Genomic DNA, 15,913 nt, shown 5'->3' on the forward strand with positions numbered 1-15,913 from the left:
TGGATTTACAAAAAAAATAACCTCTAGTTACAGAAAACACAAGACAATTAGGTTAAGCCCTAATTTTTTGTTCCCACTCCCAAGCGGATTTCATTGCTTCATCTAATGTATATTGAGCTTTCCAGCCCAAAACTTCATTTGCTTTCTTTGTATCCGCATAAGCAGATATAACATCACCAGGTCTTCTATCTACAATTTTATAGTTCAGTTTTTTTCCTGAAACTTTTTCAAAACTGTGTATTACCTCTAACACTGAACTTCCTTTTCCAGTACCTAGATTAAAGACTTCGTAGTTATCTTCGTTTTTATTATCCAACAACCGCTGTAGTGCCTGTACGTGTGCTTGAGCTAAATCTACTACATAAATATAGTCACGAACACAAGTGCCATCTTCAGTAGGGTAATCATCCCCAAAAACAGATAGCTGCTCTCTTAGACCCACACCAGTCTGCGTAATAAACGGCACTAGATTTTGTGGCACACCAATAGGCAACTCCCCAATTTTAGCGCTCGGGTGCGCTCCCATAGGATTAAAATAGCGCAACGCTATCGCATTCAATGCAGGCGTAATAGCGCAGGTATCGCGAATTATTTCTTCGCCCATCTGCTTGGTATTACCATAAGGCGATTCTGCCGGTTTTACTGGGGCTTTCTCACTAATAGGCATTTCATCGGCTTGACCGTAAACCGTACAAGAAGAGCTAAATATAAAATTGGAATTGTCTTTCTTAGACAGTTCCTTTAATAGATATACCAGTGTACCAATATTGTTTTCGTAATACAGAAGAGGCTTCTCAACACTTTCACCAACTGCTTTTGAGGCTGCAAAGTGAATTACCCCTTCAATATCCTGATGTCTTCTGAAAAAATCTTCAACCTTTGCCTTTTCCTTTAAGTCTATTTTTTCAAAAAGTGGCATTTTACCGCTTATTGAAGAAATACCCTCCAATACTTTTTCGGATGAATTTGAACAATCATCTATTATTACCACCTCAAACCCCTTGTTCTGAAGTTCTACCACTGTATGCGATCCAATAAACCCGAGCCCGCCGGTCACTAATATTTTCATAGTTCAATTTTTTCGAAACCTATAAAACACCTGTTTGGTTCCTTCTATAATTTATAATCTAGTTCATTTTTAAAAATCCATGATTAAGAAGCGAAAGCACTCTTAACCATTTACAAAATTTAAAACTGTTGTTGTAATAAAATCTATTTGCTCATCATCCAGCTCTGTATGCATAGGCAATGAAATAACTTCTTTCACCAATTGGTTCGTAACCGGAAAATCAGCTTCATTATAACGCTCATCCGCATAGGCTTTTTGCTTGTGTAAGGGAATAGGGTAATAAACCCCGCAAGGAATATCGTTCTCAGCCAAATGCTTTACCAAAGCATCTCGTTTTCCGTTGGTGACCCTTAATGTATACTGATGAAATACGTGGCAGGTACAATCTTGGCAAATCTCATTTTTGCACTTGGTCGTTACAGGCGTAATAATATGTTCTTGCCCCTTAAAAGCGGAATTATAACTTCGGGCCGCTTGTCTCCTACGGTCACAGTACTCATCTAACTTTGGCAGTTTTGCACGAAGCACCGCCGCCTGTATAGAATCCAATCTAGAATTGACCCCTACCACATCATGATGGTAGCGCTCATACATACCATGGTTTACAACACCTCTTAATGTATGCGCCAATTCATCATCATTGGTAAAGATTGCTCCCCCATCACCATATGCCCCTAAATTCTTTGAGGGAAAGAAAGAAGTAGCGCCCACATGACCTATGGTTCCAGCTTTCTGTTTACCCCCATTATCGAACAAATAATCAGCTCCAATAGCTTGTGCATTATCTTCTATAACATATAGATTATGCTGTTCCGCCAATTGCATAATAGCATCCATATTGGCACATTGCCCAAACAAATGAACAGGAACAATGGCTTTGGTTTTAGGCGTAATGGACTTTTCAACAGCCGCAATATCTATATTGAACGAATCCGGCTCCACATCTACCAACACCGGTGTTAATTGCAAAAGGGCAATTACCTCTACGGTGGCAGCAAAAGTAAAGTCTGCAGTAATTACCTCATCTCCAGGCTGGAGCCCCAAGCCCATCATGGCAATCTGCAAAGCATCCGTACCATTGGCACAGGGAATAACGTGTTTTACACCTAAGTATTCTTCCAACTCCTTTTGAAACGACTGTACTTCCGGACCGTTTATAAAGGCCGAAGTTTCCATTATAGTAGCTATAGCCGAATTTACCTGTTCTTTTATTCCTTCGTACTGGCCTCCCAAGTCGACCATTTGAATTTTTTTCATCGCAATGAATTATATAAATCTGTGCAAAAATACGAAACCAAGCAGTACAATTTTATGTAAAGAAGTGTAATTTAGCCCAAAATATGAATCAGTGCATAGCATCTATAATGTGATTGTTCAGATTTCTTGGTTCTTCCTGAAAATTCTGGCCCATTTCAATTCTAAATTAAAGTTGTTCGTAAACGGCCGAAAGCATTCCTTTTACCTACTGGACAACGCTATTTCCAAAGAAGACAAAACACTTTGGGTACATGCCGCTTCACTAGGTGAATTTGAGCAAGGGCTCCCTATTATAGAAAAGCTAAAAAAAGAATACCCTACCCATAAAATTGTAGTCACCTTTTTTTCTCCATCAGGATACGAGGTAAAAAAGAATACCTCAGCAGCAGATGTTGTGGCCTACTTGCCAATGGATACCAAAAAAAATGCATCTCGCTTCATAAAATCCGTACATCCAGACTTGGCCATTTTTATAAAATATGAGATTTGGCCTAATTATGTAAGGGCATTGGAAGCCAACAAAGTCCCGGCCATTTTAATTTCTGCCTTGTTCAAAAAAAGCCAAGTTTACTTTAAGCCTTACGGCGGATTTATGAAAAATACATTAAAAAAATTCTCGGGCTATTTCGTTCAGGACGAAAATTCAAAAAAACTATTGAAATCCATTGGAATAACCAATACCGAAACTAGTGGGGACACCCGCTTAGATCGTGTTTCCGAAATTTTGGATAGAGATAACACCTTGGATTTTATGGAAGTCTTTAAAAACGATAAACTATGTTTTGTTGCCGGAAGCACTTGGCCCGAAGACGAAACCATATTAATAGACCACATTAACCATGCTCCTAAAAACTTAAAGTACGTACTAGCCCCACATACTATAAAAAAGGATAAAATTTTGGGCCTTGCCGGTGCATTTACAAAAAAAACCACACTCTACTCAAAAATTGATAACAACAATCTTCGCGATTATGATGTGTTAATTATTGACAATATAGGGATGCTCACAAAAATTTATAGTTATGCCGATATCGCCTACGTTGGCGGAGCTTTTTCTACCGGATTGCACAATACCTTAGAACCAGCTGTTTTTGGAATACCGGTTATTATTGGACCTCATTACGAAGGGTTTAAAGAAGCGGAAGATTTGGTAGACCGGAAGGGTATTTACCCCATAAAAGACCAATGGACATTTGGTGAACTGTTGAAAAAATTCTTAGATAGTCCCGAATTCCGAAAAAAGACAGGCGAAATAAATGCAGGCTACATTTCCAAAAATAAAGGGGCCAGCTCGGAAATCATGAACCACATTCGAAAGCTCCTGTAAATTTCTATTTAAAATTTACCCCTTTTGCAAGAATCCAGGTTTTCATAAACTTGTGATTCCCTCTAAAAAAGTGATGCAAGTTACCTGAATAATCGGTATTTCCATTTAACCAAGATACGTTTCACCGTTTTTATTACACACTTCAACCAAGAAACATACTAAACATAAGTCAGTTAAGTCAAATAATTCGCAAAAATCAAGCTTCATATTTATTAATTTCTTAAATTTAAAGAAATCTAACACTTATGGAACAAGAGCTAACTTTTGGAGTAAAAATGCTCAATGGATTTCTTAGAATTATGATTGCCTGTCTGGTATTTATCTTATTAGCAGTACCGGTGGCACTCGTTTTAGATTTGATAGGAATCTTATAGCACCCTAAAAACATTGAATTGACCGAACATAAAAATGGCCCTGTAGAAGGGCCTTTAAATTTTCATAAAATTACAAGTAGGTTCATAGCATAACCTGTTCTATTTACTATATCCAACAGAGATTTCCTTACCTGCTCCCAGGTTTTTCCAAACTTAAGTTTCCTTAATAGTCAATCTCACGCTAAAGCCTGTATCCTTCATAATTTTCCCAGCCCCCAGCAGGAGCTTCAATTTATATTTAGAATTTAGAGCAGTTCGTACTCAATCTCTAAATTCCTATAATACGTGTAATCTTTCTATTGTTTAATAGACCTATCTTAATAAAAGCCCTAGTTTTCATCCAAAAGTACAAACATCCAAACTAGATTTATTTACGTATTTTCTAAGACCACCAATACTACAAAATGAAATACATTGACTTGAACACCCTTATCCCCCAATTGGCGGAAACAGGTACATGGATAGGCAGATGCGCTGTACCATCAAAAAAAGCATATAATGGAGTGGCTGGACCCCACGTAGTTCTAGCCAGAAAAGGAAACGTTTATGATCTTTCTGCACATTACAATTCTACCAGCGAATTAATCAATAGTAAAGACCCCGTTACCAAATTAAAGGCATTGACCAATTTGCCCAAACTTGGTAAAGTAACGGACATTCTTAAGAACTCTCTGTATTTCAATAGAAATCCCAAGATTCCATATTTCATTGCTCCAAATGATATTCAGGCTATAAAGGCTTGTGGTGTTACTTTTATCAAAAGCCTACTGGAAAGAGTCATTGAAGAAAGAGCCAAAGGAGATGCCCATGCGGCCAATGACATCCGCCAGACCATATACGCCACATTAGGCAATGATTTAAGTAAAGTAGTAGCCGGTTCTCCCGAGACCGAGAAGCTCAAGGAAGAATTACAAAAAAAAGGTCTTTGGTCTCAATATCTTGAAGTAGGTATAGGAAATGACGCAGAGGTTTTCACAAAAGCCCAACCGTTATCCGCCGTTGGTTTTGGTGCGGAAATAGGTGTTTTAAAAAGTTCTAAATGGAACAATCCCGAACCGGAAATTGTACTTGCGGTATCCTCTTCCGGCAAAATAGTGGGCGCCACATTGGGTAATGACGTAAACCTTCGTGACTATGAGGGCAGGAGCGCCCTTTTACTAGGCGAGGCTAAAGACCAGAATGGTTCTTGCGCCATAGGCCCTATGTTTCGTTTGTTTGATGACACTTTCTCTCTAGATGATGTTAAAAATTGCGATGTGGAATTTGCCATGGAAGGAAAAGATGGTTTTACCACCTCTGGAAGCAATAAAATGAAAGAGATCAGTCGCACTCCTGAAAATCTGGTTTCTCAGGTGATAGGCAAGAACCACCAATACCCAGATGGTCTTGTTCTCTTTTTAGGCACCATGTTCGCCCCTACGGAGGATCGTGGTAAAAAAGGATTGGGCTTTACTCATAAAAAAGGGGATCAAGTAAACATTTCCTCAGCTCATTTAGGAACACTTATCAATTGGGTTAATACTTGCGATAAAATACCCAAGTGGAAATTTGGCATTGGAGCTTATACAAGCTATGTCTTAAAAAGAAGTTTAAAGAAAAGTTAGACTTAGACTCAGTAATAAGAAAGTAGTAGCATGCTGTCTTAAAAAGTGCAGCGCTTTAGACATTTGGTTTTCTACCGTCTTAATGGAGATACCCATATCCAATGCAATCTGCTTGTATTTCTTTTTTTCCAACTTATTTTGCACGAAAACTTCTTTACACCGCGGTGGCAGCTGCGAAATAAGAACGTTTAGATTTTCTAGCTTCTCGTCTACCCTGTCCCGTTCAAAAGCGGTATCGGCAATAACTTCCCATTTGATTTTATCCAAGGTATCAAAGTTTATTTTCTTTGCTCTAACGTGTTGTAAAAATTGATTGTAACAACATTTGAACAAATAATTCTTTACCGAACCATTAATATGTAACTGAGCTCGTTTTTCCCATAAATGCACCAAAGTATCCTGAACAATATCCTCTGCTAAATAGCGATTGTTACACATTTTAAAAATGTAGTTACACAACCAATCATAGTATTCGGAAAACAAATACCGGTACGCTTCGGCATTGCCGCTCTGCATCTTTTTGACCAGTTTCTGTTCGTTCATTCTTTATAGTATTCTTTCAAATTTAAATAAAAATCATTCATAAGTAGGGGTTTTTTGACAATTATGCATCATTAAGTTAAAAGGTGTAAATATTTATGAATTACCACGAACTAATTTCTAAATGGCTGGACGGGACTATTTCTTCCGAAGAGAAAACACACCTAAAGACCTGGGTATCTACAAATGAGGTCAATTTAAGCATCTTTAAAAAGAGAATTAGGGAATCCAATAAAGAAACCGCTTCAACTTTTGATTTTGAAAAAGGCTTTTCAACCTTTAACGCTAGAATTTCAGCAAAAAAACGCAACCGAAAACGGCTTTTTTACGGCCTATCCTTTGCTACTTTAGGCATACTGTTGGTATTGGGAGGCTTAAAGCTCCCGAACTCTCCATTCTCAACAAATAAGGCAGAACCCATTATATCGGGCATTGATACTGATCAAGAACCCATTGAGCACATAACCATTACTTTGGCAGACGGCAGCACCAAAATTCTATCCAGTAATGGTTCTGAGGTATTGACGGATGCGGACGGAAACATAATTGCCGACAAAAACAGAGGCGAACTCAGCTTTCAGTCCAAAAACCAGAATAGATATATGCCGGTGGTTTATAACGAAATTTATATTCCCTACGGGCAGACCTTTAAACTTAAACTGTCCGATGGCACTTCTGTTTGGTTAAACGCCGGTTCCAGGCTAAAGTTTCCTACCAATTTTAATAATGATTCTTTAGTAAACAGAACTGTTTTTCTTGAGGGCGAAGGCTTTTTTGATGTTACCGAAAACAAGAAAAAGCCATTTTTGGTAAAGACCCAAGGTCTTACCGTTAAAGTGCTAGGCACACAATTTAATGTTTCGTCATACCAAAACGATGAAACCATTGCTACTACATTAGTAGAAGGCAAAGTCAGTATTAACGAATCTAACGCTCCTAGCAACGAAATAAACCTGACCCCAAGTTTCCAGGCCAATTACAAAAAGTCCGAAAGTAACTTTAGCAAAGCAAAAGTGCAGACAGAGCTTTATACCGCCTGGATGCAGAACAAACTAATTATTGATAACCTTAAGTTTTCCGAAATCCTGGTCAAACTTGAAAGGATTCATCAAGTAAAATTTCAAAATAACGCACAACATCTAAACAATGAAGTCTTTAAAGGCGAATTTGAAAATGAAAGCATAGAGTCTATACTCAATACAATTTCACTTAGCACTCCATTTAATTATACAATAAATCAAAACACAATAACCATAAAAAGCAAAAGCTAATGTAACACTCTCATTTATAAACAAAAACAACTAATTAGTAACTATCAAATTCACAATGATCATGAAAAAAAACCAAAAACACAGTGCTCGGGCCACCAAGCGCCTCAAGCAACTAAATCTAAAGACCATGCTCAATTTGTTTTCGCTGTTCTTTATTGTTTTTCAGGTGAGCGCGGGCACAACATCTCAAAAAAAGATTGAGTTGGATTATGAGAATACGCCGCTAAAAAACATCTTGAACGAAATAAAAACGCAAACCCAATATCGTTTTTTCTACAATACAAAAGAGATAGACGATACCAGAAAGATTTCGTTTCACGCCAAAGAGGAAGCACTTGAACAGGTATTGACCAAGCTTTCTGAAAAGGCCAATTTCGATTTTAAGATAAACGGAAAGCAAATTGTACTCACCAAGAAAACAGAAGCCCCCAGTTTACCCCAAGAAAGGGAGATTCAAGGTACCGTTAAGGATGCATCCGGCGAACCCCTCTCCGGAGCGAGTGTCGTAATCAAAGGGACCACAACAGGAGCACAAACCGACTTTGACGGTAATTTTACCATTACCGCTCCAGATGACACCGCTGTTCTTGTTGTATCTTATATTGGGTACGAAACCTTGGAAGTGGCCATTGCCGGAAAAAGTTCTTTTAACATTACCTTGAACGAAGCTGCAGCCCAGTTAGACAATGTGGTTATTGTGGGCTCAAGAAACCCCAACAGGACTTCTACGGAGACAGCTACCGCAGTTGACGTAATTCCTATGGAGGATGTGGTTTCCAAAACGGGTAAAATTGAGGTAAACCAATTATTACAATATGCGGCACCCTCTTTTAATGCGAACAAACAGTCCGGATCCGATGGAGCAGATCATATTGACCCCGCTTCTTTACGTGGTCTGGGTCCTGACCAAACCTTGGTTCTGATCAACGGGAAAAGAAGACACCAATCTTCATTGATCAACGTATTTGGAACACGTGGTAGAGGCAACACGGGTACCGATCTTAATGCCATTCCATCGTCTGCAATTAAAAGAATAGAAATCTTAAGGGACGGTGCATCTGCACAGTATGGCTCGGATGCCATTGCCGGTGTTATTAATATTGTACTAAAAGATAGAACGGATGAACTTTCCGGGTCTATTAGCTATGGTGCCTATAGTACCAATGCCCAAGGAGATTTCCCTGATGGGACACCCAACACAGAAGGTAACCGACTAGACACGGAAAGAGATGGAAACGCCATAGGTGACGATCAAAACTTTGACGGTGGGTCTATAAAATTCGCTGCTAATTATGGTGTTAAGATTGGTGAAGAAGGTTACGCCAACTTTACTACGGAGTACATAGCCAAAAACAAAATTCTAAGACCTGGTTTTGATTTTAGAAGGGGCTTTGGCGAGGCTGCTATAGATGGGTTTAATTTCTTTGGAAACATAAACATTCCGGTTACGGATAATACGGAAATCTACGCTTTTGGAGGTAGAAACTATAGAGATACAGATGCCTTTGCCTTTACCCGGAACAATCCTACTGAACGTAATGTAGTAAGTATTTACCCTAATGCTTTTACACCTCGTATCACTTCTAATATTATTGATAACTCTGTTGCTGTTGGGGTACGAACTGAAATGGAAAACGGTTGGAACGTAGATATAAGTAACACTTTCGGAAAGAATTTGTTCCATTACTTTATTAAAGGTTCTTTAAATGCTTCTCTTGAAGAAACATCACCTACAGATTTCGACGCTGGTGGACACAGCCTTAGCCAAAACGTAACCAACTTGGATGTTTCTAAATTTTATGAAGATATCATGTCCGGTATGAACCTAGCCTTTGGTGCAGAGTACAAAACCGAGAATTTTGAGATTTTTGCAGGTGAGGCCTCGTCATACGGAACTTTTGATGTAGATGGTGTGCTAATTACAAACCCTGCCACACAGACCATTCCTACGGATCCGATAACGGGCAATCAAAGACCTGGAGGCTCACAAGGTTTCCCCGGTTATAGTCCTGCCAACGAAGTAGACCGAAGCAGAAGCAACGTTTCACTTTATGGAGATTTAGAACTGGACGTTACCGAAAAATTCTTGGTCAGCGGTGCCGCTCGTTTTGAGTATTTTAGTGATTTTGGAAGTACCACTAACGGTAAGTTGGCGGCAAGATTAAAAGCATCCGAGAACATTAACATAAGAGGTTCCGTTAGTTCAGGTTTTAGAGCACCTTCATTAGCGCAAATCTACTACAACCTTAAATTCACCAACTTTATTGGTGGTGTAGCTTCGGAATCGCTTCTTTCTCCAAATAACAGTCCGGTTACCGCTTCTTTCGGTATAGGGCCATTAAAAGAAGAAAAAGCATTTAATGCCGCACTAGGCTTCACCGCCAAAGCCGGAAACTTTACCGCAACGGTAGATGGTTACTATATAAAAATTAAAGACCGTATTGTACTTACGGGAGATTTCCCTGCACCGCAGATACCCAATGTAAATTCGGCTCAATTCTTTGTAAATGGTGTAGATACTCAAACTTCAGGTCTTGATGTTATTTTAGCTTACAAAAATACGCTTTCGGAAAATAGTTCATTTGGCGTAACCTTTTTGGCCAACTTCAATGATATGAAGATTGATAATGTAAATAACGGAAGTTTAGATGAAAACACTTTCTTTGGTGAGCGTGACAAAGGTTTCTTATTGGCCTCTGCACCTGATAGTAAATTGAACTTAAACCTAAACTACACAAAAGGTTGGTTTGATGCTGCACTAAGCTTTACCCGTTTTAGTGAAATAGAACTCATTGACTACCAGATTTTTGAGGATTTTGCTGATTTAGGTTATTCTTCGCAAGCCGATTTATTAGATGGAGCAACCGATAGGTATAGTGCAAAAATAGTTACCGATCTAAATTTTGGGTTTGAACTATCTGAAAGTTTAAAACTAAGTGTAGGTGGTAATAATCTGTTTAACGTATATCCTGACCAACAAGATGACTGGTCTGATTCAGGCGGGTACTGGGATGCCGTACAAATGGGCTTTGCAGGTTCTTATTACTATGCAAGACTCGCATTTACCTTCTAAAACAAGCACTTATATTTGTTTTAGCTAAGTGCCAAAAGCCACTCAATTGTATGTTGAGTGGCTTTTTTATTTTTCGACCCTATTTACAATCACAATAAGAAATATTAAATTAACCATCTACATTTAGTAGTTCTTTCTGCTTCTTTCTAAAGGCTTTAGGGGTTTCACCTACAGCTTTTTTAAATGTTTTTGTAAAGTATGAATTGTCATAAAAATTAAAGAAATGGGCAATTTCTTCGCTACTCATATCCGTATATACTAGATACCTTTTTATTTCTATAATCAACTTTTCATTGATCAGTTCACTTACGCTCTTTCCCATTGCCTTTTTGGTAATGCGGTTAAGGTTTTGGGGCGTCATATATAATTGAGCGGCATAATCTACCACACTTCTATTATTCTTAAACTGTTTGTTTATTAAAGACTCTAAAGCCATCATATGCTGGGTGTCAACAGTTACTTTATTCTCTTTTGAAGCTCTGTAAAGTCTTGATAGTTTTACGAGAACTTGGGTGAGTTGAGCTTCAAGCATTTCGTATTTTAAAAAATCATCATTCACATATTCTGTGTCCATTTCATTTATAAGCCGTTGAAACATCAGTAAATCTTCTTCTGATAATTCAATAAAAGGCTCACTTAAAAATCTATTGAAAATGGGTAAGGATTGTAACCATTGTTGTGCTCCATGTCTTAGGATAAAGTCAGCCTGAAAGAGTACGCCAATACCTTCTGTAAACTCACCATTAATAGCGAAAACTTGCCCGGGGCTACCAAAATAGACCGTGTTTTTTTTGGGTTTGTAACTATTAAAATCAATATTTAGCTCACTATTACTTTCCACAAAAAATGAGATGCCGTAGTTAACGTTTCTAAACGGATTGCCACTTTTTATGTATTCGGGCATATTTTCAGGCTTCAGTAAAATAAATTTCGGCTGCGTGCTACTCTTTTGATTTGCGTAATCAGCATACAGTTCCGGTATTCCAATTTGTGGTATATCTTCCATAAAAAATGGTATTTATTTATTTAAAACTACCATTTTATGAGCTAAATAGTGCTTTTTTATGGTGTAATGTTCTAATAATACCATAATAGGATATTTAATTACCATTTTTGCGATTAAATGCTACATTAACTTTGCGCCTCAAAATAGATAATTCTAATATGATGCGTAAATCTAAATTTGGTATGAAGAATAAATACCTGTGGTATCTACCAAAAAGTCTTTCAATTGTTTTTTTGGTGCTATTAACTATAAGTTGTGGTAACGAAGAAAAACCCAAGGTAAATAAAACCATTAAGGTAGAGGTTATGAACGTTGGTCTCAATACCAATAATTCTCAAGGTAAAGTAGCTTATAATGGTACAATAGAAGCAGATGTAGCTATAAAGTCTAGCTTTCAAGTATCGGGCAATGTATTACATGTTCCTGTATCTATTGGCGACTTTGTAAAGAAGAACCAATTGGTCGCGCAAATTGATGCTACTATTTACTCTAGCCAATATGAGCAACAACTTGCCCAGGTACGTTTGGCAAAAGAAAATTACGAGCGTATCAATAATGTTTTCCAAAAAGGAAGTATTGCAGAGATAAGAATGTTAGAAGCTAGATCACAATATGAACAGGCACAGGCAGCTGCAAAAATGACCTATGAAAATGTGCGCCATGCAAAACTATATGCCCCAATGGACGGGTATGTTAGTGACAAAATGATGGATGTTGGAGATTTGGCACAACCTGGTCAACCGGTAGTGGAGATCGTGAATATTAACGCTGTAAAAGCTGTATTTCCAATACCTGATGGAGAAATCAATTCCATAACAAAAGGTGATTCCGCAAATGTAAATCTCCCAACATTGGACAAATCAGTTATAGGAATTGTGGATGAAGTTTCCATACAATCCAATCAAGGTTCACCAGTGTATACGGCGTATGTAAAATTGCACAATCCTAATAAACAGATAAAACCTGGTATGACCTGTAATGTGCGTTTACAGGATAAGGTAGACAATGGTAAAAATGTAAAAGAGGTTATCGTAATTCCTTCAGAAAGTATTGCGGTTACAGAAGATGGTAAACAGTATGTATATATAGTAGATAATGGTATTGCAGAAAGAAAATATATAGAAACTGGCGAATTGTATGATAGTGGTATAGTGGTTAAAAAGGGACTAGCCAAAGGAGATCATCTTATTATATCTGGTTATCACAAACTAACACAGAGTACACCGGTAGAAATTGTTAATGACGCTAAGTAGTTTTTAAGATGAAGAAAAAAAGCGGAGCCATAGATTGGGCCTTTAAACATTCTACATTTCCTATAGTACTTGCGTTATGCTTGGTGCTTATGGGTGCTTATGGGCTTTTTAACATGCCTAGAAACGAATTCCCCGACTTTACCATAAGACAAGGTCTTATCATTGGGTCGTATCCGGGTGCCTCTTCTGAAAAGGTAGCGCAAGAACTGACCTCAAAAGTAGAAGAGTTTTTATTTGGGTATAATGAGGTTGATAAGACCAAAACCTATTCGTATTCCAAGGATGGTCTAATGTACATCTATGTAGAGATAACGGACAAAATAGACCATAATGCTACTGAACAGTTTTGGAATAAGTTAAAGTCAGAGGTGTTGATCTTTCAACAGCTTGAGCTTCCTAGAGAAGTTCAGGGTGTTATGGTAAACAGTGATTTTGGTAGTACGGCAGCCTTAATTCTTGGTGTACAGTCAGATACCAGACCGTACAAAGATCTGCAACACCATGTAGAGGATATCGAAGATGAATTAAGACAGATAGATAACATGGCAAAAATTTCGCATTCGGGCGGACTTACAGAGCAAATTGCCGTGTATGTGGATCAAGATAAATTGGCTAGTTATGGCATAACACCTAGCAGTATTTCCAATAGTTTACAGAATCAAGGTGCCGTGGTTAGCGCGGGTACCTTGGAAAATTCAGAAAGGGAAAGACCTATTTATCTTGAAACTACCTTGAAGACCGAAGCCGATATTGCCAATCAATCCATAAAAACGGAAGAAAACGGAAATATCATACGTGTACGAGATGTTGCCCGTGTTGTTCGTGAATATGATGACCCAGATTCTTATTTGACCATTAGTGGCTCTAAGGGTATGATTATTACTTTAGAAATGGCGAAGAAAGGCAACATTGTTCAATTTGGTGAAGAAATAGATGAGCGATTAGAAAAGGTGATCAGTGAATTGCCAAGTGATATTACCATTACAAAAATTGCGAATCAGCCAGAAGTGGTGGATCATTCTATAAGCCACTTTATGAAAGAGTTTGGTTATGCCTTGATCGGTGTAATCATCGTTACCCTAATATTGCTTCCGTTCAGGGTGGCATCGGTAGCGGCAGCAACCATACCTATTACCATTTCAGCAACACTTGCCATAATGTACTTTATGGGAATAGAACTGAATACGGTAACGTTAGCGGCACTTATAGTGGTACTGGGTATTGTGGTAGATGATCCTATTGTAATTATAGATAACTATGTAGAGAAACTTGATGAGGGTATGTCAATACCTGAAGCTGCCGTTAGTAGCGCCAAAGAACTTTTTCCATCTGTATTTACCGCAACATTGGCTATCTCGGCAACATTTTATCCGTTGTTGTTCTTCATGGAAGGTGTGGCATCAGATTTTATTAGTGCATTTCCGTACGTTATAATTATTGCGCTTACATTATCCTTGATCATATCTATTTTATTGGTGCCTTTCATTAATTCACTTTTCATAAAAAAGGGATTACATGATAACCCTCAAGAAAAAGGACAAGATGATAAAAAATCTATGCTGGATAGACTGCAGTCCTTTTTTGACAATGCGGTCAATAAAGCCATGGAGCGTTATAAGTTGACCATTGGTTTAGGTATTGCGGCAGTAGTGGTAGGTGTATTGCTTTTTGGAGGCATTAGCCAGCAATTATTTCCAAAAGTGGAACGTAATCAATTCTCAATAGAGATCAATTTAAACCCAGGGAGTAGTCTAGATGAAACTACCAAGGTGGTAAACGGATTGGAGAAAGTATTAAAAGCCGATGAACGTGTAGCATTTTACACCAGTTTTATTGGTCAGAGTTCTCCTCGTTTCCATACGCTGTATGCACCGAACCTGCCAGCAAAAAACTATGCGCAAATTTTGGTAACCACCATATCTGACGATGCTACGGTTGAGGTTTTGAACGAGTATGATGAAAAATATGCGGATATGTATCCAAATGCATATTTAAGAATGAAGCAATTGGATATGGCGGGTGCAAACGCGCCTATAGAGGTAAGGTTGTATGGTAATGATGTTGATCAGCTTAAAAAGTATGGCGATACCATAATCAATATTGCACGTAATACTCCAAAAACACTTTGGAGCAGAACTGACTTTGGCAGTATGAAAGAAGCTGTTAAAATGGAGGTTAAGCAGAATGAAGCTGCAAGGCTAGGTCTAAACAACAGGGATATTGCCAATGCCGTTGCAGTGAACACTAAAGGTTTAAAAGCTACAGAGGTTTGGGATGAGGAGTATACCATTGATGTGAAGATTAAAAGTGAGAATCAGCATCGCCAAAATGTATCGGATCTGCGTCAGCTATCCATAATTTCTGCTCAGAAACAAGCAAAGGTTCCTTTACGACAAGTAGCTGAGATTACTCCGCAATGGTCTCAAGAACAAATTACCAATAGAAATGGAAACCGTTGCCTTACTGTTCGTGTAGATATTACCAAAGATGCGGTTGCCAATGAGGTACTCGCAGAAATGACACCTCATATTGATGAAATTACCTTTCCCGAGGATATCAGAATAGAGTATGGTGGTGAGTACGAGCTGCAAATAGAGAACAATAAACCAATGGGACTTTCCCTTATGCTTAGTGTGGTATTGATTTTCTTGATACTGCTATGGCACTTCAAAAACTTTATGCACGCACTTTTAAGTTTTATCACCATGCCATTGAGCATTTTTGGCGCGGCTTTAGGATTGATATTGATGCAGTATCCTTTTGGATTTACCTCATTTCTTGGTCTTTTAGCGCTATGTGGTATTGTAGTAAGAAACGGAATTATATTAATTGATTATGCAGATGAGTTAAGGCATGAACATGGCTATAGTGTTAAAAAAGCGGCTATTCTAGCAGCGGAAAGACGTATGCGCCCCATTTTCTTGACATCTTCCGCAGCAGCTGTTGGGGTAATACCTATGATCGTTAGTCGCTCTAGCTTATGGGGACCGTTGGGTACCGTAATTGCATTCGGACTCATGTTCTCCATGGTACTTACTTTATTTGTTCTTCCTGTGCTGTACTGGTTGTTCTTTAGAAAAGAGGATAATGAGACTACCACGGAAGAAGTGGTCAACACTAATGTTTAATAGTAGAATTT

Annotated in this window: 10 protein-coding genes; 6 read left to right on the plus strand and 4 right to left on the minus strand. The window is 38.3% G+C overall.

Going from position 1 to position 15,913, the window contains the following annotated elements; genetic code table 11:
- Positions 1–52 precede the first annotated feature (52 nt).
- Positions 53–1,069, minus strand: coding sequence for a UDP-glucose 4-epimerase GalE (galE, locus tag H9565_RS07315; protein WP_215438557.1), 1,017 nt, complete (start codon positions 1,067–1,069; stop codon positions 53–55).
- A gap of 102 nt (positions 1,070–1,171) precedes the next feature.
- The gene (locus H9565_RS07320; RefSeq protein WP_215438558.1) at positions 1,172–2,326 is read right to left on the minus strand and encodes a DegT/DnrJ/EryC1/StrS family aminotransferase; all 1,155 of its coding nucleotides are present in this window, start codon (positions 2,324–2,326) and stop codon (positions 1,172–1,174) included.
- A 91-nt stretch (positions 2,327–2,417) separates the two neighbouring features.
- Here H9565_RS07320 and H9565_RS07325 point away from each other — a divergent pair, with 91 nt between their 5' ends.
- Together H9565_RS07325 and H9565_RS07330 are read left to right on the plus strand one after the other, a co-directional pair.
- Positions 2,418–3,653 carry a 3-deoxy-D-manno-octulosonic acid transferase gene (locus H9565_RS07325; RefSeq protein WP_215438559.1) on the plus strand — a complete coding sequence of 412 codons (1,236 nt, stop codon included), beginning with the start codon at positions 2,418–2,420 and terminating at the stop codon, positions 3,651–3,653.
- Positions 3,654–4,431: 778 nt separating this feature from the next.
- Positions 4,432–5,631, plus strand: coding sequence for a fumarylacetoacetate hydrolase family protein (locus H9565_RS07330; protein WP_215438560.1), 1,200 nt, complete (start codon positions 4,432–4,434; stop codon positions 5,629–5,631).
- Here H9565_RS07330 and H9565_RS07335 read toward each other — a convergent pair.
- Positions 5,617–6,174, minus strand: a complete 558-nt coding sequence (locus H9565_RS07335) for an RNA polymerase sigma factor (RefSeq protein ID WP_215438561.1) — start codon at positions 6,172–6,174, stop codon at positions 5,617–5,619. The genes H9565_RS07330 and H9565_RS07335 overlap by 15 nt on opposite strands.
- A gap of 95 nt (positions 6,175–6,269) precedes the next feature.
- Between H9565_RS07335 and H9565_RS07340 the strand changes: the two genes are divergently transcribed.
- Positions 6,270–7,442, plus strand: a complete 1,173-nt coding sequence (locus H9565_RS07340) for a FecR family protein (protein ID WP_215438562.1) — start codon at positions 6,270–6,272, stop codon at positions 7,440–7,442.
- A 61-nt stretch (positions 7,443–7,503) separates the two neighbouring features.
- Positions 7,504–10,515 (plus strand): TonB-dependent receptor, encoded by a 3,012-nt coding sequence (locus tag H9565_RS07345; RefSeq protein WP_246560367.1) that lies wholly within the window; start codon positions 7,504–7,506, stop codon positions 10,513–10,515.
- A 109-nt stretch (positions 10,516–10,624) separates the two neighbouring features.
- Here the strand turns inward: H9565_RS07345 and H9565_RS07350 are convergent, their stop codons facing one another.
- On the minus strand, positions 10,625–11,521 hold the full coding sequence (locus H9565_RS07350) for an AraC family transcriptional regulator (protein ID WP_215438563.1): 897 nt from the start codon (positions 11,519–11,521) through the stop codon (positions 10,625–10,627).
- 182 nt (positions 11,522–11,703) lie between these two features.
- Here H9565_RS07350 and H9565_RS07355 point away from each other — a divergent pair, with 182 nt between their 5' ends.
- Together H9565_RS07355 and H9565_RS07360 are read left to right on the plus strand one after the other, a co-directional pair.
- Positions 11,704–12,774: an efflux RND transporter periplasmic adaptor subunit gene (locus H9565_RS07355; RefSeq protein ID WP_215438564.1), complete on the plus strand. Its 1,071-nt coding sequence runs from the start codon at positions 11,704–11,706 to the stop codon at positions 12,772–12,774.
- 8 nt (positions 12,775–12,782) lie between these two features.
- Positions 12,783–15,902 (plus strand): efflux RND transporter permease subunit, encoded by a 3,120-nt coding sequence (locus tag H9565_RS07360; protein ID WP_215438565.1) that lies wholly within the window; start codon positions 12,783–12,785, stop codon positions 15,900–15,902.
- The last annotated feature ends 11 nt before the right edge of the window (positions 15,903–15,913 follow it).

It is taken from the genome of Zobellia russellii (assembly GCF_018728565.1).
In the GTDB taxonomy this organism is placed as follows: domain Bacteria; phylum Bacteroidota; class Bacteroidia; order Flavobacteriales; family Flavobacteriaceae; genus Zobellia; species Zobellia russellii.